Source organism: Shewanella metallivivens (genome assembly GCF_028750675.1).
GTDB lineage: Bacteria > Pseudomonadota > Gammaproteobacteria > Enterobacterales > Shewanellaceae > Shewanella > Shewanella metallivivens.
This window is the reverse complement of sequence record NZ_JAQQPZ010000013.1, coordinates 78,276-99,983: the sequence shown is the minus strand read 5'-3', so window position 1 is coordinate 99,983 and position 21,708 is coordinate 78,276. Positions and strand designations below refer to the sequence as shown.

General features: G+C 41.9%; 26 protein-coding genes. 13 read left to right on the top strand and 13 right to left on the bottom strand.

The window, feature by feature from the left end:
* Positions 1-28: 28 nt before the first annotated feature.
* Positions 29-1,381 (bottom strand): flavohemoglobin expression-modulating QEGLA motif protein, encoded by a 1,353-nt coding sequence (locus PQR79_RS13140; RefSeq protein ID WP_238106464.1) that lies wholly within the window; start codon positions 1,379-1,381, stop codon positions 29-31.
* A 235-nt stretch (positions 1,382-1,616) separates the two neighbouring features.
* On the opposite strand from PQR79_RS13140, the gene PQR79_RS13135 reads away from it, so the two are divergent.
* Complete coding sequence (locus tag PQR79_RS13135; protein ID WP_238106465.1) at positions 1,617-2,594, top strand: PDC sensor domain-containing protein; 978 nt, start codon at positions 1,617-1,619, stop codon at positions 2,592-2,594.
* A 36-nt stretch (positions 2,595-2,630) separates the two neighbouring features.
* Here PQR79_RS13135 and PQR79_RS13130 read toward each other — a convergent pair whose 3' ends face one another.
* The 5 genes from PQR79_RS13130 to PQR79_RS13110 form a co-directional block, all read right to left on the bottom strand.
* Positions 2,631-2,807, bottom strand: coding sequence for a PA3496 family putative envelope integrity protein (locus PQR79_RS13130; RefSeq protein WP_188918281.1), 177 nt, complete (start codon positions 2,805-2,807; stop codon positions 2,631-2,633).
* 259 nt (positions 2,808-3,066) lie between these two features.
* Positions 3,067-3,753: a TorF family putative porin gene (locus PQR79_RS13125; protein ID WP_238106466.1), complete on the bottom strand. Its 687-nt coding sequence runs from the start codon at positions 3,751-3,753 to the stop codon at positions 3,067-3,069.
* Positions 3,754-4,080: 327 nt separating this feature from the next.
* The gene (locus tag PQR79_RS13120; RefSeq protein WP_011638950.1) at positions 4,081-4,353 is read right to left on the bottom strand and encodes an HU family DNA-binding protein; all 273 of its coding nucleotides are present in this window, start codon (positions 4,351-4,353) and stop codon (positions 4,081-4,083) included.
* A 155-nt stretch (positions 4,354-4,508) separates the two neighbouring features.
* The gene (locus tag PQR79_RS13115; RefSeq protein ID WP_238106467.1) at positions 4,509-5,306 is read right to left on the bottom strand and encodes a response regulator; all 798 of its coding nucleotides are present in this window, start codon (positions 5,304-5,306) and stop codon (positions 4,509-4,511) included.
* 46 nt (positions 5,307-5,352) lie between these two features.
* Positions 5,353-5,757, bottom strand: coding sequence for a hypothetical protein (locus PQR79_RS13110; RefSeq protein ID WP_274408538.1), 405 nt, complete (start codon positions 5,755-5,757; stop codon positions 5,353-5,355).
* Positions 5,758-5,823: 66 nt separating this feature from the next.
* Here PQR79_RS13110 and PQR79_RS13105 point away from each other — a divergent pair, with 66 nt between their 5' ends.
* On the top strand, positions 5,824-6,333 hold the full coding sequence (locus tag PQR79_RS13105) for a DUF4240 domain-containing protein (RefSeq protein WP_238106469.1): 510 nt from the start codon (positions 5,824-5,826) through the stop codon (positions 6,331-6,333).
* A 200-nt stretch (positions 6,334-6,533) separates the two neighbouring features.
* Entirely contained in the window at positions 6,534-7,058 is a 525-nt protein-coding gene (locus tag PQR79_RS13100) for a DUF3016 domain-containing protein (protein WP_238107181.1), read from the top strand.
* Between the two features lie 88 nt (positions 7,059-7,146).
* Here PQR79_RS13100 and PQR79_RS13095 read toward each other — a convergent pair whose 3' ends face one another.
* A complete protein-coding gene (locus tag PQR79_RS13095; RefSeq protein WP_238106470.1) occupies positions 7,147-7,455 on the bottom strand; it encodes a prephenate dehydrogenase in 309 nt (102 codons plus the stop codon).
* Between the two features lie 52 nt (positions 7,456-7,507).
* Here PQR79_RS13095 and PQR79_RS13090 point away from each other — a divergent pair, with 52 nt between their 5' ends.
* Positions 7,508-8,416 (top strand): TraB/GumN family protein, encoded by a 909-nt coding sequence (locus tag PQR79_RS13090; protein WP_238106471.1) that lies wholly within the window; start codon positions 7,508-7,510, stop codon positions 8,414-8,416.
* 13 nt (positions 8,417-8,429) lie between these two features.
* Here the strand turns inward: PQR79_RS13090 and PQR79_RS13085 are convergent, their stop codons facing one another.
* Positions 8,430-9,209, bottom strand: coding sequence for a methyltransferase domain-containing protein (locus PQR79_RS13085; protein WP_238106472.1), 780 nt, complete (start codon positions 9,207-9,209; stop codon positions 8,430-8,432).
* Positions 9,210-9,496: 287 nt separating this feature from the next.
* Here PQR79_RS13085 and PQR79_RS13080 point away from each other — a divergent pair, with 287 nt between their 5' ends.
* Entirely contained in the window at positions 9,497-10,330 is an 834-nt protein-coding gene (locus tag PQR79_RS13080; RefSeq protein ID WP_238107182.1) for a MaoC family dehydratase, read from the top strand.
* Positions 10,331-10,393: 63 nt separating this feature from the next.
* Here PQR79_RS13080 and PQR79_RS13075 read toward each other — a convergent pair whose 3' ends face one another.
* On the bottom strand, positions 10,394-12,043 hold the full coding sequence (locus PQR79_RS13075) for a mechanosensitive ion channel family protein (protein WP_238106473.1): 1,650 nt from the start codon (positions 12,041-12,043) through the stop codon (positions 10,394-10,396).
* Positions 12,044-12,171: 128 nt separating this feature from the next.
* On the opposite strand from PQR79_RS13075, the gene PQR79_RS13070 reads away from it, so the two are divergent.
* Positions 12,172-12,495 carry a hypothetical protein gene (locus PQR79_RS13070; RefSeq protein WP_238106474.1) on the top strand — a complete coding sequence of 108 codons (324 nt, stop codon included), beginning with the start codon at positions 12,172-12,174 and terminating at the stop codon, positions 12,493-12,495.
* A gap of 14 nt (positions 12,496-12,509) precedes the next feature.
* Here PQR79_RS13070 and PQR79_RS13065 read toward each other — a convergent pair whose 3' ends face one another.
* The gene (locus tag PQR79_RS13065; RefSeq protein ID WP_274408537.1) at positions 12,510-12,635 is read right to left on the bottom strand and encodes a hypothetical protein; all 126 of its coding nucleotides are present in this window, start codon (positions 12,633-12,635) and stop codon (positions 12,510-12,512) included.
* Between the two features lie 241 nt (positions 12,636-12,876).
* Here PQR79_RS13065 and PQR79_RS13060 point away from each other — a divergent pair, with 241 nt between their 5' ends.
* From PQR79_RS13060 to rraB, 6 genes are all read left to right on the top strand, one after another.
* The gene (locus PQR79_RS13060) at positions 12,877-13,167 is read left to right on the top strand and encodes an ABC-type zinc uptake system zinc chaperone (protein WP_238106475.1); all 291 of its coding nucleotides are present in this window, start codon (positions 12,877-12,879) and stop codon (positions 13,165-13,167) included.
* Positions 13,168-13,254: 87 nt separating this feature from the next.
* Positions 13,255-14,445 (top strand): hypothetical protein, encoded by a 1,191-nt coding sequence (locus tag PQR79_RS13055; protein WP_238106476.1) that lies wholly within the window; start codon positions 13,255-13,257, stop codon positions 14,443-14,445.
* Positions 14,429-15,334, top strand: coding sequence for a metal ABC transporter solute-binding protein, Zn/Mn family (locus PQR79_RS13050; protein ID WP_238106477.1), 906 nt, complete (start codon positions 14,429-14,431; stop codon positions 15,332-15,334). Before PQR79_RS13055 ends, PQR79_RS13050 begins: the two co-directional genes overlap by 17 nt.
* A 4-nt stretch (positions 15,335-15,338) precedes the next feature.
* A complete protein-coding gene (locus PQR79_RS13045; protein ID WP_238106478.1) occupies positions 15,339-16,106 on the top strand; it encodes a metal ABC transporter permease in 768 nt (255 codons plus the stop codon).
* 198 nt (positions 16,107-16,304) lie between these two features.
* Positions 16,305-17,039 (top strand): 1-acylglycerol-3-phosphate O-acyltransferase, encoded by a 735-nt coding sequence (locus PQR79_RS13040; RefSeq protein WP_238106479.1) that lies wholly within the window; start codon positions 16,305-16,307, stop codon positions 17,037-17,039.
* An 81-nt stretch (positions 17,040-17,120) separates the two neighbouring features.
* The gene (gene rraB / locus PQR79_RS13035; RefSeq protein WP_238106480.1) at positions 17,121-17,528 is read left to right on the top strand and encodes a ribonuclease E inhibitor RraB; all 408 of its coding nucleotides are present in this window, start codon (positions 17,121-17,123) and stop codon (positions 17,526-17,528) included.
* A gap of 70 nt (positions 17,529-17,598) precedes the next feature.
* Here rraB and PQR79_RS13030 read toward each other — a convergent pair whose 3' ends face one another.
* Together PQR79_RS13030 and PQR79_RS13025 are read right to left on the bottom strand one after the other, a co-directional pair.
* Entirely contained in the window at positions 17,599-18,555 is a 957-nt protein-coding gene (locus PQR79_RS13030; RefSeq protein WP_238106481.1) for a sensor domain-containing diguanylate cyclase, read from the bottom strand.
* Positions 18,556-18,570: 15 nt separating this feature from the next.
* Positions 18,571-19,566, bottom strand: coding sequence for a response regulator (locus PQR79_RS13025; RefSeq protein WP_238106482.1), 996 nt, complete (start codon positions 19,564-19,566; stop codon positions 18,571-18,573).
* 402 nt (positions 19,567-19,968) lie between these two features.
* Here PQR79_RS13025 and PQR79_RS13020 point away from each other — a divergent pair, with 402 nt between their 5' ends.
* Complete coding sequence (locus PQR79_RS13020; RefSeq protein WP_238106483.1) at positions 19,969-20,775, top strand: crotonase/enoyl-CoA hydratase family protein; 807 nt, start codon at positions 19,969-19,971, stop codon at positions 20,773-20,775.
* Between the two features lie 34 nt (positions 20,776-20,809).
* Here PQR79_RS13020 and PQR79_RS13015 read toward each other — a convergent pair whose 3' ends face one another.
* Positions 20,810-21,682, bottom strand: coding sequence for a DUF3530 family protein (locus tag PQR79_RS13015; RefSeq protein ID WP_274408535.1), 873 nt, complete (start codon positions 21,680-21,682; stop codon positions 20,810-20,812).
* Positions 21,683-21,708: the final 26 nt, after the last annotated feature.

Sequence of the window (21,708 nt, the reverse complement as noted above, 5' to 3'; positions counted from 1 at the left end):
TGACCAATGCCACACTTAGCAATGTCAGTTATTCGAAGTTGTTATCAAATTCTGAGTCTTCAAATAAGTCGACAGCAGAGGTTGGGGTCACATGCTTAAATTGGTTGGCAAAATAACGCTGCACTCCTTTTAGGTCAATGTTACCTATCCCTGAAGCAAAGCCAAACCAGGCATAAAGACCACTAATATCGGCAAACATTGGGGGTAAATACTTAGGTTGAGCAATAACCCCTTCTTGATATGCCTGGTAAAGTACCGGAATGTCTTCAATGGCCAACTTACCCAAAAATAACATAGGGATCAGCTCTGGCAAGCCTGTGCTGATGGCACTGCGTATAAAGTTAATGTTTTCAACATAACCGCGCACATAAGAGATATCTTTGGTAAAAAAGCTCCCGCCACCAACCATGCCACCCCGAAATACACGCTGAGTGACTCGATAACTGTCTTTTGAGCTTAAATTAAGGTTTCTGAAGTAGCGATAGACTTCAATAAAATCGGCACCTTGCTCGGCCATATCAACTGCCGAAACCCTATCGCTAATGCGACGAGCTCGCCCTGGATTAGAGCTTAAGGTGAGCATTTCCATTAATACTGCTAAGCCTTCTTGCGAGGCCGTAACCCGTGGCGAACCCACGCTTAACCATGTGGCGTGAGGTTGGGCGCGACCATTAAGCGTGGTGCCAACATGCACCCAACCTTCGTGGACTTCATAGACATTTAAATCAGACTCACTGAACATGGCTCGAGTATTAAGTTTAACGGTATCACCGCCCACTGCGGCATCTGAGGCAATACCATCACTTAATTTAACGTGGATTTCATCGTTATGAAAATACTTAACTAAGCGTTTACTTAGCACTTCTACTGCTTCCGGAGCGCTTACAATTTTAGGGTGACGCTGGCTCATATGGCGCGCCGCGGGTAGTGAAAATATATGGCTTAAACGATCGCCCAGTTGGCGAAGGGTGTGGCGGTCGCCATGCAATTTATGACTGGCACTACCGTATAACTCTTGGCTCAGTTTACCAAACGTAGGATTGCCGCGATTGTGCAGCATGTCGATCACTATTCGATACTGATCGATATTGGCTAGTAAAATCTTACCCAGCTTGTCACGTTTACCCAGGCCGCGTTCAATGGCACTTTTTAAACCTTGTAGGTCAGTTTGAGTTTGTGCAGCGTTGAATGATAATGGGATAGTTTGATAAAAATCATTACTAATATCAGGCAGCTGTTTAGTTTGTTTTGCTAGAAAATTATCTTCGATTTGTTTAGGCCATTTTATCGAATCTAAAATTTTAATCGGTGCTTGGATACGAATTAATTCATCAGAAAAACGACGAATATCTTGCTGATAACGCAATAAAGACTCTGACATTGTCTTTTCCTAATCTAGTCAACCTGAACCATGATGTTTTGCTTATATTAGCAGAGTTTATTCACAAAACAGCAATGAAAAAAAGTAAGCTACTTAGCCCCAGTTTGGTGCAGTCTGGATTTTTAGGTAGCAATATATCTTTTTAGATTTGATGTAAGTGATTGAAAATAAGTTGCTATTTTTTTGGCACTAAAACTGCTTTGCTTTATTATCGTGTCGATTAAAAGGAAAGCATATGGCTGCAATGAGTTATTTGAGCGTGATAGAACGCTATCATGAATATGAAAACCTAGTGCACGAACTATTAGAGTCGATTTTAGTGGGGGTGGGTGACGTCAATTTATTTGATAAACCGGTGTCAGCAAAAGTATTTGAAGATATGGCGGTAAGCTACCCGTTTGTGGAGCTGATTTATTTGCTCGATGAACAAGGTATTCAAGTTAGCCCCAATATTAGTGTCGTTAACCAACAAATTAAGCTGTTAAATAACGGCAAGCAGGCTGATCGAAGCCAACGTCCTTATTTTACCCAGCTTTCTGAAGCGAATACTGCACATATTACTCGGCCATATTTGTCTAATGCGGGTGGCGGCTTGTGTTTGTCTGCGTCACAAATTCTGAAGTCGTCAGAGGGCGAAACCGGTATTGTCGTGATTGACGTTAACCTGACCCGCTTAATTGAATTTATGATGGGAGATAGTGCAAGACGTAAAATGTCGCCTTTTTTCAAGAGTATCTACGCGGCCATTGTTTTATGTTTGTTTGTGTTGGTGAGTGTACTGATGTGGACGGTGACGTTGGATATTTATGATCTTTTTAACCAAGCCTCTGCGCGTCATGATCCCCTGCAACCTTTTGGAATTATTATTTTTTTAACATTGGCTCTGGCAATTTTTGACTTGGGTAAGACCATTTTAGAAGAAGAAGTGCTTATGCATAAAGATATTTTTAGGCATAGCTCTACCCGCAGGACTATCACTCGGTTTATCTCGACAATTTTGATTGCGATTTCGATAGAGGCACTGCTTACCATGTTTAAAGCGTCATTAGGCGAAAAGCAATACATAGAGCCTGCAATCTTGATGATGCTTGCTGTAGTCGGATTGTTGGTTGGATTAGGTGTGTATGTTTATTTAGGCGCTAAAGCTGAGCTGTTGCTAACCCAGACTCAGGCAAATAAAAGCGGCAGTAAAACGGATAAACGCATTGCCTAATTAAAAAAGGGATAAACCATTGTTTATCCCTCTTTGCTAGAAAAAGTCGTCATCACCTATTGCTTTGCGTAATTGCGCTTGTTCGAGAAAATCCTCTAATCTGCGTTTGATTTGACGCTTATGCTGTAATGACTCTGCTGACTTTGCACCTCTAGGTGTTGTCATCGCGTCAATTTCTGTATCATCTGGCACTCGATCTGTAAGATTAGCCATAACGAAACCCTCAAGTTGAATGGTAAAATGAAAACAAATTCAATGAGCACTTTCTAACTAAAAAATTACCAATAGAAAAGTAAAAGTTTTTGTCTGATATGGACAGCTATTTTTACCTTTCAATTTGAGCTTAGCAGTAAATTTTTTTCTTGCTACAGACTTAAACAAAAATTGTGTTATTGATCTAATTTTGCTACAGATACAAAAATGCCACTGAGTTAAACAGTGGCATTTTTTATATTAAAAAGAGCAGGATAGATTAAAGCGTAAAGCCGTATGAGTAGCCTAAAACAATTTTAACATCGCTGTCTGGTAAGTCAGTATCTGAAGCCATAAACGACACGGTACCCATGTCTGTTTCTGCGCTTAATGTGACGTTGTAGTCAGCGTAAGTGTCGCCAAATAAATCTTCTACTACATCACCTTGTGAATAACCGTAGTGCAATGCAAGGCTTAGCTTTTCTGTTAATGGGAAGCTTGCGTTAGCTTGGATGTAGCTCCAATCTTTTTCATCTGATGCGCCTGATACATCTGAGTCGGCATTCACTACTTGAGAGTAACCTACGTCTAGCCATTTCCAGCCAAGTGAAATTGCAATTTCACCAAAATCAATGCTTGCTCCTGCATCTGGGTAAGCGTAGTAAAGGTAGCTTATATCGTAAGTTAAATCTTCAGTGAAGTTACCGCCGTAACCACCATATAAGTCTAATTCGTAGCTTGTCTCATCACCAAAATCGACATTAGATGCCCAAGTCCCGGCATAAAAGCCTGAGTCGTGTGCGTAATCAAGGCCACCTTGAATCGCCGCTTCGTTACTGGTTTGAGTGGTACCGCGCCATAAGTAGTTTGACGTAGCGCCAATATTGCCAGTGACTTCAGCAAGGGCGCTGCCACTCAATAGTAAACCTGTTGATAATGCAATTGCTTGATATAGTGATTTTTTCATCTTCAATCCCTTAATGTTTTATTGTCACTGAGCCATTTATTTATGGTTTAAACATACTCAATGTCGGTTTGTCTGAAGATAAATTAGCGAATCGCATGCCACTTTTGTTACTTTATATTAATCAAGAGCTTAATGTGTGATGCTACATTTTGTAGCAAACTTGTTGCGGCTTAATGATGCAGCGTTGCACTTTTTTTGTGCAATTATGGATCCTTGGTAATGGCTTTAGATTAAGCCATAAACTGAATAAATTTTTAGTAATCGTTAAATTTTACGCATAAAAAAACCTCCATTAAGGAGGTTTTCTTCAAAGGACATAAGCGAAAATTAATTAACGCTGTCTTTTAATGTTTTACCGGCTTTGAACTTAGGCACTGTCGCTGCTGCGATTTGAATTTCTTTGCCTGTTTGTGGGTTACGACCAGTACGTGCAGCACGTTGAGTGGTTTCAAATGAACCAAAACCAACGATAGAAATTTTATCACCATTTTTCATGGCTTCAGTTACCGCTTCTTCGAAAGATTTTAGTGCGCGGCCAGCTTCAGCTTTAGTTAGTTCAGCATTTTCAGCGATTTTTGCAATTAATTCACTTTTGTTCATATTGGTATTCTCTGCTTTCCATAGAAGTGTTTTTTAAAACATCATTAACATGCCACAAGCTATGGCGGTTTAAAAGCACTTTATCCTATAAATTCAGTATCTGTAGTGGTTTTAGGGCAAAATAAGCCTAAATAATGCGGCTAAAGTAAGCGTATTTACTCTTCGAGCAGTTGGTAAAGGATTTTTTTGACTAACTGAGGCTCAAATGGCTTGTCGCAAAGGGCATTAACGCCTGCACTAAACACATTGCTTAAATGAGCGTTATTCGCTTCTGATGACACCATCAGGATAGGTATGTGTGACTGTTGGCTTTGGTGACGAATATATTGGGTAAGCGCTAAACCATCGACAGAAGGCATGTTGTAGTCGGTAATGACAAGGTCAAATAAGGTGTCTTGCATAAGCTGAATGGCTTGTGCGCCGTCTTCTGCCTCAGTAATAAGTTGCATGCCCAGATTCGTAATGGTTCGCTTAATCATATTACGTGCCATACGGCTGTCGTCGACCACAAGTACTCTAATATTATGCACATCGAAATGGCTTAAATCGAGCTCGTCATGGCTCAATAAATCAATGGTTGAATTAAGCGCCGTGACTAAATGTTCTGTATTAAAGGGTTTGGGTAAAATGGCAACAGCACCAGATTGTCTATAAATTTCTAATTGTTCACGGCGGCATTCGCTCGATACCAACATAAATTGGATGTCATTGAGTGCTGGAGTGTTGTTGATGTATTGCAATAAGTCAGAGGCTTCGCCGTCAGTAAAGTGAAGTGCGCTGGCTATCAAGTCAGGTCTGTGGCGTGAAATTATTGCTTTGGCTTCACCGATACTTGTTGCAGTTTGGATGCTGCTTACCCCTTCTTGTTGCAGATGGGATATGATGATTTTACGTTGTGTATCAGATGGTTCAAGCAATAATATGGACAACTCATTAGGTGACAAACTTGGCATAGGTTGTATTCCGTTTCGACATTTTTATTTTTATTTCGGGTAACAGTTATCTGTTTTTTGGGCTCAAATATTGCGTCATGACCTTAGATACCCCCACCCACCATTGAAAGCCTATTAATGATACCAATACTAACCATAGTGGAATTAACGGAATGTTGTAACCTTGAAACACTAAATTGACGTCTTCAGGTGTAATTTGGTAAGCAATAATGGCAGTGGTACTCATGGCGGCTAGGCCAATAGTTTGCAAGCCAAGATACACAAACAGAACCACTTTAGTCCAAGCTGCTCGAGTGAGAATACCAAATAAAAGTGGCAATACGCCTAACGTGAGTAAGTCAAATGCGTAAAAGGTGGTCATGCGCCACAAGGCGATAAGCGTGAATAATATATATAAGCATACCAAGGCTTTTACGCGTAGTGGCATAGTGGATTGCGTAATCTGGTTCATATAGGTCATCTGGGTTGAAAATTTCAGGTAGAATATCGCACAAACACGCTGTGTGGGTATATTTTGATGACAGAAACCGATTTTTGGGCACTGGTAACACGCGATCAACCAAGCTTATCTTCCGATGAAGTGGCACAACAATTACGCGATAAATTACACGTTTTAGATGATGAGTCACTTAAAGCGTTTGATAAAATGATGGGGCAGCAATTACGTCGCAGCTATACCTGGTCGGTTTGGGGCGCTGCCTATATTATTACTGGGTGCGATTCGGATTATGGTTTTGCTGAATTTAGGTGCTTTTTATTGTCATTAGGTCAACAATGGTACGACAAGGTGGTGGCTAACCCTGACTGTTTAGCTGAGTTGGCTCAATGGCCGTTAGTGGATGATTACGCTTATCCTTTTGTTGAAGATTATGATCTTATCGCTGGGCAAATATACGAAGACCGCACTGGCCATGAATTACCCTTTGTGCCCTCTGGTCAAAATAACCCCGTGGGTAAAAAGTTTAGCACTAAGCCAAAAGTGATGCGCCAAACTTATCCATTACTGAGTGCGCGCTTTCCTTTTTAAGTTTGGCTTGAGTGTCAGCTTGTTAAGTCTTGGTTCAGCTTGGCTGCGTTAAAGTTAATACAACAAGATATAAAGGTGGGTTTAGGCGTGGGTTGTTGCTGATATCCCCTCGCTAATCTAATTTGATTGACTAATAGTGTAACCCATTAATAGTGTAACCCATTAATTGTGTATGACTGATGCGCCTTTGGAGGTTTATGATGAACATAAAATACTTATTACTTGCTTCGGTATTTACCTGCCAGGTGACTTTGGCTGAAGATGCGCCAGAACCTAACCCGCAAACTGAAGTGGGTGTGGTTAAAATTGAATGGCAAAATCCTAAAGAGTTTCGTGACATTAAAACCTCGGTAGAGTTACAGTCTCGTTTCGAGAACCGTTTATTTGAAACCTTAACCAAAAACATCAATAAACAAGCAGAAAAGTCCCTAAAACCGGGACAAACCTTACATATGCAGGTGACCGATATTGATTTAGCTGGTGATATGCGCCCAACATTTGGAGCGACTCCGGGTGATTTACGTATTGTGAAAGACCTGTATCCTCCAAGAGCAACCTTTAGCTACAGTGTTAAAGAGGGTGATAAAGTTGTTATTGCGGGTGATGAAAAAATCACTGATATGAGTTTTATGCATCACTCAAATCGGATGCGTGACAGACCTTTTCAATACGAAACACGATTGTTTGTTGAGTGGCTACAAAAGACGGTTGAGCCGCAGCTATAGTATTTATTGTTTGAATACGATAAAAAATAAAGCTCCACAATTGGAGCTTTATTTTTTAATCTGCCAGTAGAATGTCCTGACTTTTCGATTACTTAGAAAGCTTAAATACTTGTAGCGTTTGCAGAAGAGTGGCAAGCTTTTTAACAAAGACTTCGAGTGTTTCTGGGGCGACATGAGTGCTATTTTGCATGGCATCAAATTCGGCAACCAGTTCTTGAACATAAGGTAGAAAGCGATTGCTGCTTTCAGTAAAACCTTGATCTTCTGTAAATATGGCGACAAATTTACCGTGACCGGCTTTACGCAATTCATCAAGACGAGCGTCACAATCAATCGCTTGTCGGTAGGCTATTTGCAGGTTTTCTTTTATCTGTAGAAAAACGTTGGTGTACGGCATAATTGCCCCATGGTGCTTGTGCAAAGAATATGACTAATTATAAGGAGCTGCTATGCAGGCAACAAGGAAAAGTCGGTTTAATTTGAATATCCGCTTGATTCATCGCCGTTTACAGCAACATTGTCGTCGTGTTATCGCCTTGCTTTTATGTGCAGTTGTATGGCCTGCAGCGGCATTAGACTCGCCGGTATTTTATAAAATTAATTATCAAAATCAGCAGGCGTATTTGTTAGGGTCTATCCATGTTGGGCGTGCAGATTTTTACCCATTAGGGCAGCACATTGAGTCGGCTTTTAAGCAGTCAGATGCGTTGGCTATTGAAGCTGATGTGTCCCAAGGTGATACGGGGGCGTTATTGCAACAATATGGTGCCTTGTCTGCCGATATTGCCGCAGAGGTTGATGCCACGCGCCAACAATATTGCTTAAGTCATCAGGTGATGTGTCAAGCGTTAGCACCGTATGCACCCTGGCTTCAGTCAACTCAAATCAGTGTCAGTCGCTTTGCTGAGCTAGGCTATAGTACAGAGCAAGGCGTTGATGCTTATTTTACTGAAAACCGTAATGGTAAAGCGTTGATTGAGCTTGAAAGTATTGAGTTTCAATTTGAACTGATTTCATCGTTTTCACATCAAACTCAATTAGAGATGCTCGATGAGGCCATTAACGCCAGTGATGCAGAAATGCTTGATTTGATTAGTGCTTGGCGTCAAGGCGATGCAAATGCGCTGGCCACCATAATGGCGTCGCAGGCGGGGGAGTCGGATGAGTTTTTAGAAAAGTTACTCTGGAAACGCAATCACACCATGAGCCAAAGGATTATTCAATTGCTACAAAGTAAAGCGCAAGAACAGTTATTTATTGTGGTCGGTGCCGGGCATATTGTCGGTCAGCAGGCTATTCCTGAATTGTTGAGGCAGCAGGGTGCCACCGTAACGCGCTGCACCTTATTGCAATGCTAGTCATTAATAAAGCTTAGCGCTGTGTAGTAGGTGATTGCCCTAAGAAATGTACGTAACGACCGAGCGACAAATATGGCTCTCGTTGTGAGTAAGCTAGTTCCATTTCAATCAGTTGTTGAGTGTCAAAATTAGGTGGTAAGTGTTGTTTTAGATAATCGTTTATAACCCTTACCCCTGATTGGGTTTGGATGTGCAAGTGCCATTCGTTAAACCATTGGCGCACGTCTTCTATGTATAAAGGGTGAGTAGGGGTTAAGCCAACCTTCTTTTTAACCACCAGATCTCGTTTTACATAATCAAAATTACCTGACACTAGACTGTGAAAACGCAGTGCCTCTTTATTATAAAACATCAATGAAAATAAACCGCGAGGCTTTAACAGCTTCAATAAGCCTTGTAGGGTGCTTTTAGCATCAATAAGCCATTCGGCTACCGCATGGCATAAGATAACGTCAAATTGTCCATATTGTTCAACAGTTAATGCTTGAATAGGACTGTGGACTAACTCAATCGATAAAGGGGTATCAGACTCGGCTATTTGTTGTTTAGCTAACTCAAGCATTTGTGCGGAAATGTCACAAAGCACGATATCATGGCCTAATGCCGCGAGTTTTTGGCTTAAAAACCCAAAGCCGCCTCCAGCATCTAATATGCGTAGTCGTGGCTGCTCAAGGCTTGTTAATGCGGGCGCTAAGTCACGCCATAATACAGCTGCGCGAATTTCACCTTTGGTGGTTCCGTAAATATTTTTCGCAAATTTGAGGCTCAGTTTATCGAAGTTTTTATCTTGCACTGTGGATTACAATTGTCGTCAGGTTAATTGAGGTAATTGTCTCATTGTGGCTTAAAAAAGGTAAAGAAAAATCACTAATTGTATTAATAAGGTAAATAAAATTTGTCGATTACATCAACATAACGATTAAGCATACTCAGATTTAAACGTAATAACCAATTAGCAGTTTAGTAACTAAGACTCTGTAAGGTATAATAAACGATTCACTTTTTTGCAGCACACCGGTTTAAGCTGCCTATTTAAGGTAAATCATTGTGAGCCACGACTATGCTATTGAATTAAAAGCGATGCCTTCGCTTTTGTCTCTGTATCGCAAAATCTTGTTCGGACGCAAACCCGGATGGGACAAAAAGCCATTGCCGAACATTTATGTGCAAGCGCCAAGCGTGATAGTATCGCCAGAGAAAGTGCGTCAATATGCTGATGTATGTGGTTTTGATTTTGATGGCTCAATACTGCCTCCAACCTATTTATATGTATGGGCTTTTCGGTTGCATGCAACCATTTTTACTCACAAAGCTGTGACGTTCCCATTGTTGGGGATGATCCATTTAAAAAACAGTATTAGTGCTTTTCGTCCTGTACGTGCAGATGAGACCTTATCCGTACAATGTGAGCTCACCGCCAGTCGTCAGACAGACTCTGGGCTTGAGTTCGATTTAGTTTCTAAAGTGTTTGTTGCAGATGAGTTAGTGTGGCAAGCTTTATCGACGTATTTATACCGTATTGAATCGGCTGGTCGCCGTGCTCGTCCGCCTAAAGCCTCGTCAATGGCTTGGGAAAACGTTCAGCACTGGCGCTTAACCGAAGACTTAGGCCGTCGTTACGCAAAAGCGTCGGGTGATTATAATTTGATACATTTGCATCCGTTATTGTCTAAACGCTTTGGTTTTGAACGGGTACTTGCTCATGGTATGTGGTCAAAAGCTCGGGCTTTATCGCAATTAATGCCGCACATAGGCGAACGCGCTTTTCAAGTTGATGTTGAATTTAAGCTGCCAGTATTTATGCCATCAGAAGTAACGTTTGCTTTTGAGAGTATCGACAATGGCAAGTGCTTTGAAATGCGTGATGTTAAAGGTCGAAGGCCGCATTTGCAGGGCAGCGTTACTTACCTTTAGTCTTTGCAAGGTAACAAAAAGCTCAAGTCTGATGACTTGAGCTTTTTTGTTTGGATGGGGCGATTATTTTTGGTAAATATGCACATCGCGCTGCGGGAACGGAATGCTAACGCCTTCAGCGTCAAAGCGCATTTTAACCTCACGGGTGATGTCCCAGTATACTTCCCAGTAGTCATCAGGTTTTACCCAAGGTCTTACAACAAAGTCTACCGATGATTCGCCTAATGTGTGTAATCTTACAATAGGTTCTGGTGTCGCTTGCACTTTAGGGTGTTGCTCAACAATGCTTTTTAAAATCTTTTCAGCATGTGGTATGTCATCGCCATAGCCAATGCCAAAAACTAAATCAACGCGGCGTTGATGCTCTGCGGTGATGTTATTAATGGTATCTCCCCAAATTTTATTGTTGGGTACAATTAAACGCTGGTTGTCGAGAGTTTTGATGGTGGTCGACACTAAACTCATGTGGCTCACACGGCCTGTTACCCCGGCAGCGTTAATTAAGTCACCAACATCAAAGGGGCGATAAATTAAGATCATCATGCCCGATGCAAAGTTTGACAGTGTGTCTTGTAATGCAAAGCCAATAATCACACCCGCAATACCGAAGCCCGCGAGCAATGGCCCAAGTTCAAAACCGAGTTGAGATAGCGCAATTAATAATCCTAAGGCGTAAACGACTTTACTCGATAACGAGATAAAAAATTCTTGTAGGAGTTGGCTAAATTGCAGTTTAGATGCGCGAACTGTTTTAGCGATAATTTTAGTGACGATTTTGGCCACTAAACTCGTGATAAACAGAATGAATAAAAACACTACAATTTTGAACGTGAGGCTAGGGCCGTTATTGATGGTTTGATCTTTTAAGACTTTAGCCCAGCCTTGTAGCAAGTTAGACGCAACACTGAAATTAAGCACATCTTGAGTGATGTCGCCTGAAATACTAAATAACGTTTGCTTTATTTGTGAAACATCTTTGCCTAAGCCTTCAAGAATAAACGCAGAGCTGGCCAGGCTTGAACTGTTTTGTTCTAAGCGTTCTTTGAAAGCCAACACTTTGGCTTTTTGTTCTGCGCTAATGTCTGCCCCCGCGGCGCTGGCTTCTGCGACGGCTTTTTGTAATTCGTCTTGGGTGTAATGGACTAAGCTGTCAAATTGATCGGCTCGCAGTAGCATGAAATCAGTGAATGCTTGTTTTTGCTGGTTGACATCAAGGTTTAACTTTTCCGCCCATTGCAGGGTTTCAAATGTTGCCTTTAAATAATGGTCGCGTTCGAACTCGCGATTAGACATTGCAGCAATCGTTTTGCTGTCATCATCACTGCCTAATTTGTTTCTTAACTGGGTCACATCGGCGTCAAGGTAGTGAATGACTTTTGCTAAAAAATCCATTTGATTTTGAACCAATGCGACTAGATATTGCTGTTCGGCAGCGCCTGAAGCAATGAGTTGATCGATTTCATCGCGTAGCTCAGATGATTTGTTCTTAATACGATATTCAGTAATGGTACGAATTTCACCTTTAGCGTTGGGCAGTAATTTAGCCTCATTATTGATGGTTTGTTGTAACTGCGATATTTTGCTGAGGGTATTACTGTCGATTTCGGTGCTAATGATGGTTGGTGTTTGCGGGGTGTTGTCTTGTGCAAATACTGATTGAGTTATCACAAATGAGGTCATCAGTATCAATAAAGCGGGTAACGTCCGTAACATCTTAGATCGTCCTGTGAGGCTAAGTTGCAAATATGATAGTAGAAAACCGCAACTGGAGCTATGTTGGCGCTGCTATTTGAGGGCTATTTTGGTAAACTTGATGGCATTATTGATTTAGGATACTCAACATGGCTTTGCAATGTGCTCATTGCTACAAACATTTTTCGATAGCTAAAGTCACTGAAAGCCGCGGTAAAGGACTCTCGGTTGAAGTACAATGCCCACATTGTGCTGCGTGGCTTGGGCATAATAAGTCGTTGGCTTTGGCTAAAATAGCTGGGTTTTATGGTGGGGTTATTGCAGCAGCAACAGGCTATTTTGTTGATGGCACCGCGACGATAACGACGCCTCTGGTTATTTTAGCTGTGATTGTCGTCGGTTTATCGCACATTATGGATCATTTAAAGATGGTTGAAGCGCCAGCAGATGATGCCAGCGTTGCTAACAAGTGATAATAAATGAGTGTTTAATCAACCACAATCACTTGGCTTTCTAAAGCCGTCTCAACATAGTAAATTCCGCCAAGTACGACGATGCCAACAATAACCATGATTAAGATAATGCCAATGTTTTCGCGAATAAATTGTGCCATGGAATAAGTCCTTTATACTTGTTTACTTATGCTTATCTACAGTGTCAGGCGTTATGTTATGAGCCACAGCTTAAGCGTATCTTAAAATTGCTTTGATTGATCAATATATTAACCACTTTATCATCGCTTTTAAGAGGCATTGTTACTGAATCGTCATGATTTGTCACAATCTATCTGTTGCTTTTCAGCACCGCTATTTTACACTTATACCTAATATTATTAACTTGATGGATTACAGTCTTTGAGTTCACGCATTCACATTAGACAAACTGTTGCGATCTGGCTTAGTGCCATTTTGATCGTATTGTCTATTGCTGCCTCTGCGCACTCAGTTCGTCATCTTGACGATGGGGTGCAGAACCACTGTACCTTATGTTTTCATCAACATCAGTTAAATAAAACAATTCACAGCAGCGAACTTGTTATTATAGCAAGCAAGCAAGTCTTTGAACGTCAGCAATTCATATTGCCTTGTCTTGTTAGCGCATTTCAAGCTTACTACCAAAGCCGTGCCCCTCCTGTATCTCGTTAGTCCAACACTGTAATTAATTATTTTTTCCGTTATTTACCGGTTTATGAAAACCCGGATAGCGGCTACTTGTTGTATTTTGGAGATATTATGTCTGCGTTAAACACTCGCGTTTCTTTATTAGCATTGGCATGTGCGTTTAGTTCTTATTCGGTAATGGCAGAGGATTCAAGCTTAACGAATCCTAATATTAGTGCTGTTTTAGACGGCTATTACCAAACGGGTGATCGCCCTTTGGCAGAGCGAGAAGAGGGCTTTGGACTCGGCGAAACTGAGTTAGCGTTAAGCGCCAATATTGATGACAACTTTTACGGTAAAATCACTACTGTTATTGAGTCGGCTGATGGCGAAACTGAATTGAATTTGGAAGAGGCCTTTATCCAAACACTGGCGCTACCAAGTGGCCTCTCTGCTCGTGCAGGTCGTTTTTTATCTGATATTGGTTATTTAAATAATCAACATAAGCATACCGATTCGTTCACCGAGCGACCCGCTGCATACCGTGCATTTTTAGGTAACCATTATTATGATGATGGTATTCGCTTAAGTTATGTTGCACCAACTGATCTGTACTGGACCATGGGTGTTGAAGCCTTTTCTGGTGATAGCTTACGCGCCGCAGATGAACATGGCGACCGCGATTTTGACGATGTCGGTGTATTTACTGCGCTAACCAAAATAGGTGGTGATATTGGGGTTGAGAGTTCATGGCAGCTAGGTTTAAGTTATCTACGCAATGAAAATGGCTTAGCCTATGCCGAAGAGCATGAAGATGAAGATGAAGAAGCGGAAGATGAACATAGCCATAGTGCATCTTATACCGGTGAAAACACTTATATCGCAGACTTTGTTTATAAGTGGGCTCCAAATGGTAACTACAAATATCAGAATTTAACCCTCAGTGGTGAATACTTCAGAGTGACTGATATTTTTGGTGAAGAGCCTGGTCATAGTGATGACGGTATGGATGATCATGAAATCGGTGATGATGATTACCATGAAGGTTGGTATTTAAGCAGCGTTTATCAGTTCTCTCCAAGGTGGTCCGCTGGTGTGCGTTATGGCGAGGTGGATGCTCACGAAATCCATGAAGATCACCTCGATCCACAAAAGCTGAAAGAAACCGAAGTTAGCCTTGCTTGGCACAGTAGTCATTTTACGGCAGTTCGTTTTCAGTTTACTCATCAAGAAGGAACTAACTTTGATGGCGTTGAAGATGACAATGTATTTACTCTACAGTACGTTATGACATTAGGAGCTCACGGTGCGCATCAATTCTAAATTGCTTTTAGCAGTGGCAGTCATGCCACTGCTGTTTACCGCGACAGCAAAAGCGGAGCTTAATGTGTTTGCGTGTGAGGCTGAATATGCTGCATTAGCCAAAGCTTTAGCCCCTTCGGCCGACATATACTCGGCAACAACGGCTATGCAAGATCCACATCAAGTACAGGCGCGTCCAAGCTTAATCGCTAAAATGCGCCAAGCCGATTTAGTCGTATGTGCGGGTGCCGATTTAGAAATCGGCTGGCTGCCAATGCTACAGATGAAGGCCTCTAACCCTAACGTTAAATCTACTGATAAAGGGCTGTTTTTTGCGGCTGAACAAGTTGACACTTTAGATAAATTGGCGAGTGTTGATCGTTCAATGGGTGACGTACATGCCAAAGGGAACCCACACTTACACTTAGATCCAGAGCGTATGCTGACCATTGCTCAAGCGCTTAGTGCAAAGATGATCGAACTCGACCCGCAAAACAGCAGTGAATATCAGCAATCATTAGCTGATTTTAGCCAACGCTGGCAGGCAAAAATCCCTCAGTGGAAAGAACAGGCTAAAGGATTAGCCGGTAAAAAGGTCATCGCTTATCACTCTAGTTTCCGATATTTATTTAATTGGACTGGGATTGAGCAAGTGGCGGATCTTGAGCCAAAGCCGGGGTTAGCTCCCACAAGTAGCCACCTAGCAAGCTTACTCACTCGTGCAGAGCAAGGTGATGTTATGGCGGTGATTGTGGCGTCTTATCAAGATGAACGAGGTGCAAAATGGTTAGGTGAACGTGCTAACTTACCGGTATTGATGTTACCTATGTCTGTGGGTGGCAATGAGCAAAGCAAAGACTTATTCAGCTTATATGACAGCTTATTATTTCTGCTTAACGGGGTGAAATAATCTTATGTTTGATGTTGAGCTATTGTCTATATTGCTGCCAGCGCTAGTGGCTGGCTTGCTGGTGTTATCGACTCATGTGTTGTTAGGGCAGCAAGTGCTTAAGCGCGGTATTATTTTTATCGACTTAGCCATTGCTCAGGTTGCAGCACTAGGGGCAATAGTCTCACACATGGATCATAGTGTAGAAGATATCCCTTTTGTGCATATGTGGATGCCGGCATTATTTGCGCTTGCAGGTGCTGGCGTAATTGCATGGATGGCAAAAAGGTTAACCGGTGAGTTGGAAGCAATGATTGGCTGCTTTTATGTGCTGAGCGCTGTGGCAGCCATGCTGTTGCTGGCGAATGATCCTCACGGCGCTGAGCTGTTAAAGCAATTAATGTCAGGGCAGATTTTGTGGGTAAGTTGGTCGCAACTTGTGTTACCGGCAGTGGTGTCCGCCGTTATTTTAGCGCTAATCGCATTTAGGCCGCAGCTTCTTGATGGTGCCGGTTTCTACTTTTTATTTGCCATCGTCATTACCTTGTCGGTAGAGCTTGTTGGAGTGTATTTAGTGTTTAGCACGTTAATATTACCAGCATTGGCGTTAAATAAATATACTGGCAAATCTAAGCTCGCTTGGGCATATGCTGTAGGCATAATCGGTTATATTGCAGGATTGTTGTTGTCTGCAACTTACGATTTGCCCAGTGGCGCTGCTATTGTGGCCACCTTAGCCATGAGTGCTTTAGTGTTTAGACAGTTAATGAAGTTTCGCTCTACCAACGCTTAACCTGTCAGTTTTGCTATGACATCAATGACCATACTGGTCAAGGGTTGTTTTGAGGTTGTCGCATAGCTGTCACATAAATCGTGTTATTCTGCCCTGTATTGCAGGGCAGAGTATTTCAGCGTACATATGTAAACAAAATAATTGAGTCCCTAGACCTGCATCGTTATACTGTCGCCAATTATTTTGCAGGAGTATGCTGTGCTGCTTATCGCTCGTTCAATTATCCTCGCCGTGTTATTGTTTTTAGCCTTTGTATTTGCAATTGTTTTTTGTATTGTTAGACCAATGCATCGCGACAACGTACATGTCATCGCTAAGATTTTTGCCTCTGTGGCCCCTGTACTTGGCATTAAAGTGATCACCCGAACTAATCCGGCAAGTGACACACAACAGCCATGTATTTATTTAGCTAATCATCAAAATAATTTTGATTTATTTACCCATACTTCTGCAGTGCCAAAGGGGACTGTAAGCCTAGGTAAGAAAAGTTTGGCGTGGATGCCATTGTTTGGTCAAATTTATTGGTTGTCAGGTAATATCCTGATTGACCGTAAAAATCGTCACAGTGCTTTTGACACAATGGCCAAAACGGTTGAAAAAATGAAAACTAAGCTGTTGTCAGTATGGATTTTCCCCGAGGGCACTCGCTCACGAGGCCGTGGTTTATTGCCTTTTAAAGTGGGGGCGTTTCATACAGCCATTACTGCACAGGTGCCTGTGGTACCTGTATTAGCATCTTGTCAAAATCACATTAAGTTAAATCGCTGGAATAACGGCGTTGTTATTGTTGAGATGATGAAGCCGATCCCAACGGAAGGTTTGACTAAAAATGATGTTAAAGCCTTTAGTGCTAAAGTGCATGAGACGATGTCCGCAAGACTACTTGAATTAAATAAAGAAGCACTGGCATTGAATCAAACCATGATAAACTAAACTGTGTTGATAAGTTCGCAACTTAGTTGAGTTTGGGTATAATTGGCTAAAATTTATATGTATTTATTAACGGAGTAATCCATGTCTGTCGAGCGTCAGTTAAAAGAGCAATTTGCTGAAAACCGCGAAATTGTTGATGCCTTACTTGCTGATGGTTCAGAGCCTGATGCGGAATATACAATTGAACATCATTTTTCTGCGACCAATTTTGATCGTTTAGAAAAGGCTGCTGTTGATGCATTTAAGCTTGGTTTTGAAGTTAACGATGCTGAAGAAATGGAACTTGAAGATGGTTCAGTTATTTTCTGTTTTGATGCGATTGCTTATCACAAACTGGAAACGCCACTACTTGATAAAGCCTGTGAGCAGTTGATACAGCTTGCTGTGAAGCAAAAAGTGGATTACGACGGTTGGGGCACTTATTTTGTCGGCGACGATGCTGATATTGATGACGAAGATGAAGATGATAGCGCAGAGTCGTTTCATTAATCGATACCGTTAATGCACTAATAAAAAACGCTCATCATTGATGAGCGTTTTTTGTCGCAATTATGTAAAACTATTTGAATACAATGCTCTTATTACGCCCTTGTTGTTTGGCAATATAGAGTGCTTTGTCAGCTCCCGATAACCAGTTTGAACTGTTGTCGAGTTGCTCACTTAAATCGTTAATACCTAAGCTTACGGTAACTTTGATTAAGCGGTTTTCAAACGCAATTTCTGACTCTTCAATGCGTTTTCTTAACCGTTCAGTAAAGTGCAACGCTTCTTCTGCGGTGGTTTTAGAGAGCACCACGGCAAACTCTTCACCACCATAGCGTCCGGCGCAATCGGTTTCACGTAGCGACTGTTTTAACAAATATGCAATGTGCTGAATGACTTTGTCGCCTGCAGGGTGGCCGTATTTGTCATTAACTTGTTTAAAGTGGTCGATATCAATCATCACTAAGGTTGAAGTGTCGCCATAGCGCGAAAAGCGTTCGAATTCTTTTTCCATGCAAATTTGCCAATAACGGCGGTTGTGTAGTTGGGTTAAGCCGTCAGTTTGGCTCAGCTCTTCTAATTGCTCGTTGGCAGACTTTAATTGCAATTTATTGACGGCAATGTCGGTCACGTCATAAACAATAATACTGATATGGGTAATTTCTCCGGTTAACGATGCCAACGGCAATAGCGTAACGTTTTGAAACATAAAGTCTGCACGACCAGTCACCGGACGATAGTTTTTAAATTTAAATACGTATGGTCGTTGTTCCCAGCTGATAAAGGTCCGGTTTTTTAATAAAAATACCGATTCCATTTTTTGTTTAAGCCAATCGCTAGGTAAATCTGGAAATTTTTCGAACAGGTTGGCGCCTTTAATTGAGTTTGGCGACACGCCACTGTGGTTTTCCATAAACCCGTTCCACAGCTGAATATTATAGTTGCGATCTAACACGACTAGACCCACTTCAATGGTTTGTACCATATCAATTAGCCAGTGAAGTTCATTCATCGCACTTTGGTCATTAGACATAATTTTTATCCGGCGTTAGTCGAGTAGGTAGCCAAGCTTGTAGTTAAGCGTAGGAATTGAGTCTTCAGTGAACAGCAGTAACAAGTCGCATTGAATATTGTAATCTTCAATACGATAGTTAATTTCCATTGCAAGTGTGCGCTGCCACTTTTCTGAATTGTCGTGGATCAGTTCATTGACACTACAATGTCTGCCAAGTACCACTGGATGAGCCTGGCTGAACTTCATATCCAGCTGTTCTGAAATACCATTTAAAAAGGCGCCAATCAGCACGTTACCCGTGTCCATCATGACTTCAATTTCGGTATTAATGTCATCGGGGTTTTCTAACCCCATGAGCTTGGCCATGTCCTCGAAACTCGAATCATGGAAGAGCAATAACGCTTCACCAGCAATGCCTGCGCCAATGAAGCCCTGGCATAAGCCTGAGACTGTAGAGCTGCGTTCGGTGGCTTTTAATGCCATGGTGAGCTCGCTGACTTCTAACACGTTTACATTGGGAATGGGGAGTAACACAAATACATCCAGAAGCTTGGCGAGTAAGTCTGCTGCTCGCCCCATGGCCACGTTGGCAATTTCTTGACATGCATCGCGCATATCGACTTTGACCATTGGGGTGTCATCGGCTTGCTTGCCTTGAGTCAGGGTTAGGATACCGTACTCTTGGAGAATATTGCTGATAGCATCTGCACTGACTGGCTTTTGTATAAAGTCGAGTGCACCTAAGGCTTTGACTCGTTCGTGGGCTTTAATTTGAATGTCGCCAGAGACCACAATAATTAATGCAGGTAAGTCTTGTTGTTGAACCGCTTGGAGTACTTCGTAACCGTCCATGACAGGCATGTTAAGGTCGAGGAATACGATTTCACCTTTGCCAGCTCGGATAACGTCGAGGCCTTCGGCACCATTGGCTGCGTAACTGATTTCTACATCCCAATCTTTAGGAAGAGTGCGTGCCATTTGTTTTCTGGCCAATGCTGAATCATCACATATCAATATCGGTATGGTCATTGCGGCAGGGGTTCCTTTATTCGTCTTTAGGACACACTCTTAAATCGGCCGTGAGCGCACGAGACGTATCTTTATTGTAAGACTGTTTAACAGTACTTTGTGTTTAATTGCTTATTATACGCAATTGTTAATAAAAAATGACATTCAAAGGTAATTAAAAAACAATTTTGTAACATGAAGTGTGTATTTGCTCTCATTCTGGCTTATCAAAAGCAGATTAAAACAACGATCACTAGGGCATCATTCTAAATCATTTATGTACCAACGAGATCATTTCACTGTAAAAGAGTGGCAATAATTTGACCAATGTAACTATTTTGACAATAAATATTTTTCCTACTAGGCGCAATGCCTTATATGGTAACCTGAAAACTGGACAGACCAGACAAATGGAAACTATTTATGGAAACGGATTTAGTCACGCTTAATGTTGAGCAAGGCATTGCCCATGTTTGCTTAAACCGCCCCAGTAAAATTAATGCACTCAGTTATGAGATGTTTAAAGCGATAGATAAAGTCATTAAACAACTGGCTAAAGATAAACGCGTCAATGCGGTTATTTTGTCCGGTGCTGAAGGTAATTTCTGTTCTGGGTTAGATGTTAAAAGTGTGGCGAGTTCGCCAAGTAAAGCAGCAAAATTACTGTTTAAATGGCTACCGGGTAACGCCAATTTAGCCCAGCGAGTGTCTATTGGTTGGCAACGTTTACCTATTCCTGTGATTGCAGTATTGCAAGGGTGTTGTTATGGCGGTGGTACTCAAATTGCGTTAGGGGCAGATGTTCGTATTGCCAGCCCTGAGTGTAAGTTGTCGATTATGGAGGCGAAGTGGGGGTTGGTGCCAGACATGGCAGGGCTTGTTGCATTACGCCAAATTATCGCTAAAGACAAAGCGCTAATGCTCACTTACACCGCAGATATATTGACCGCGCCACAAGCCCTCGAACTTGGACTGATTAGTGAGATCAGTGAGGCTCCCTTTGAGACAGCAGTCGCTTTAGCACAAAAAATCATGCAGACCTCGCCAGATGCCAACGCAGCAATTAAGCGCAGCATTAACCAAAGCTGGACTGGCAGTGTGAGGAGCTTATTGGCGCGTGAGTCTTTGAGTCAAATTCGCTTGTTAATGGGTAAAAATCGAGTGATTGCTGCGATAAGACAAGCTAAAAAGCCTGACAAAGCTTATCAATCAAGACAACCTTGGTGGTAATGCTTTTGCCGTGCTCAATAAAGGAAAGCCAGTGTTAGCGGCCAATAGCCGTTCTTGAGAAGCCTTCAATTTGATTGAGCGCCTCTTCCCAGCCGCTTTGGTTGCTGAAATCTAAGCTCATTTGATACTGGCGGTAATACCGTGGCGGTTTTACCTGATTGTAGTTGAGCCGTGTGGGGGCTTCTGTAATTGAAATGGGATGTGCGTCGTCTGATTGAATATCTAGGATGGGTAATGACATGGTTACCAGTTGCTCAGCAATTGATTTTCGCTGACTCTGTGGGTCAATCAAATACTCAAATTCACGATATGGATTAACCACCACAAACACATCCGGATTAGGAATTTTTTTGTCATACAGCAAATTAGTCACCATGCCAGCACTGTCATCAATGGCGATTAATATATTGGCACCAGGAAATAGACTTAACGTTGAGCCAAGCTGATTAATGGTTTCGCTGAGTGCTGCTTGTTGAAAATTACGCAACTCGAGTAATTGTTCTGACGTGTATTTAGGGGTGCTTTTATGAGTGCTGAGGCTGATTTGCTCATCGCCAGCGTTACTTATATCTTCAGGTTTGGTGGCATAATTGGGACGATAAAGTCCTTTAGCTGGGGTAAGAGTAATGCTTGCCCAGCCGCGAGTATTGATGTGGGTGCGTAAGTAATTAACCAGCCCGTTGGCATCTGCATCGGTATCTGACGGCCCAATAATGACGATTGAGCCAAATTGTTTTTTACTTTCCCATGCACGGACTAATATTGCTGTTTTTTTGCCATCGATAGTGACAAATTTAATTTCATTGGGGTTTAGGTGGGCATATTTTTGCTGCGCCGTTGCCGTAGGTGTGACAATCCACAACCCGATTGCGATGATCATTAATTGGCAAAGTTGTGTTGTGCGCACTAAAACCTCACTGTGAAATAAATACA

Bases quoted from the DNA above. Each gene is read 5' to 3' on its own strand.
- PQR79_RS13140 (WP_238106464.1), bottom strand. From the start codon at position 1,381: ATGTCAGAGTCTTTATTGCGTTATCAGCAAGATATTCGTCGTTTTTCT.
- PQR79_RS13135 (WP_238106465.1), top strand. From the start codon at position 1,617: ATGGCTGCAATGAGTTATTTGAGCGTGATAGAACGCTATCATGAATAT.
- PQR79_RS13130 (WP_188918281.1), bottom strand. From the start codon at position 2,807: ATGGCTAATCTTACAGATCGAGTGCCAGATGATACAGAAATTGACGCG.
- PQR79_RS13125 (WP_238106466.1), bottom strand. From the start codon at position 3,753: ATGAAAAAATCACTATATCAAGCAATTGCATTATCAACAGGTTTACTA.
- PQR79_RS13120 (WP_011638950.1), bottom strand. From the start codon at position 4,353: ATGAACAAAAGTGAATTAATTGCAAAAATCGCTGAAAATGCTGAACTA.
- PQR79_RS13115 (WP_238106467.1), bottom strand. From the start codon at position 5,306: ATGCCAAGTTTGTCACCTAATGAGTTGTCCATATTATTGCTTGAACCA.
- PQR79_RS13110 (WP_274408538.1), bottom strand. From the start codon at position 5,757: ATGAACCAGATTACGCAATCCACTATGCCACTACGCGTAAAAGCCTTG.
- PQR79_RS13105 (WP_238106469.1), top strand. From the start codon at position 5,824: ATGACAGAAACCGATTTTTGGGCACTGGTAACACGCGATCAACCAAGC.
- PQR79_RS13100 (WP_238107181.1), top strand. From the start codon at position 6,534: ATGAACATAAAATACTTATTACTTGCTTCGGTATTTACCTGCCAGGTG.
- PQR79_RS13095 (WP_238106470.1), bottom strand. From the start codon at position 7,455: ATGCCGTACACCAACGTTTTTCTACAGATAAAAGAAAACCTGCAAATA.
- PQR79_RS13090 (WP_238106471.1), top strand. From the start codon at position 7,508: ATGCAGGCAACAAGGAAAAGTCGGTTTAATTTGAATATCCGCTTGATT.
- PQR79_RS13080 (WP_238107182.1), top strand. From the start codon at position 9,497: ATGCCTTCGCTTTTGTCTCTGTATCGCAAAATCTTGTTCGGACGCAAA.
- PQR79_RS13075 (WP_238106473.1), bottom strand. From the start codon at position 12,043: ATGTTACGGACGTTACCCGCTTTATTGATACTGATGACCTCATTTGTG.
- PQR79_RS13070 (WP_238106474.1), top strand. From the start codon at position 12,172: ATGGCTTTGCAATGTGCTCATTGCTACAAACATTTTTCGATAGCTAAA.
- PQR79_RS13065 (WP_274408537.1), bottom strand. From the start codon at position 12,635: ATGGCACAATTTATTCGCGAAAACATTGGCATTATCTTAATCATGGTT.
- PQR79_RS13055 (WP_238106476.1), top strand. From the start codon at position 13,255: ATGTCTGCGTTAAACACTCGCGTTTCTTTATTAGCATTGGCATGTGCG.
- PQR79_RS13045 (WP_238106478.1), top strand. From the start codon at position 15,339: ATGTTTGATGTTGAGCTATTGTCTATATTGCTGCCAGCGCTAGTGGCT.
- rraB (WP_238106480.1), top strand. From the start codon at position 17,121: ATGTCTGTCGAGCGTCAGTTAAAAGAGCAATTTGCTGAAAACCGCGAA.
- PQR79_RS13030 (WP_238106481.1), bottom strand. From the start codon at position 18,555: ATGTCTAATGACCAAAGTGCGATGAATGAACTTCACTGGCTAATTGAT.
- PQR79_RS13025 (WP_238106482.1), bottom strand. From the start codon at position 19,566: ATGACCATACCGATATTGATATGTGATGATTCAGCATTGGCCAGAAAA.
- PQR79_RS13020 (WP_238106483.1), top strand. From the start codon at position 19,969: ATGGAAACGGATTTAGTCACGCTTAATGTTGAGCAAGGCATTGCCCAT.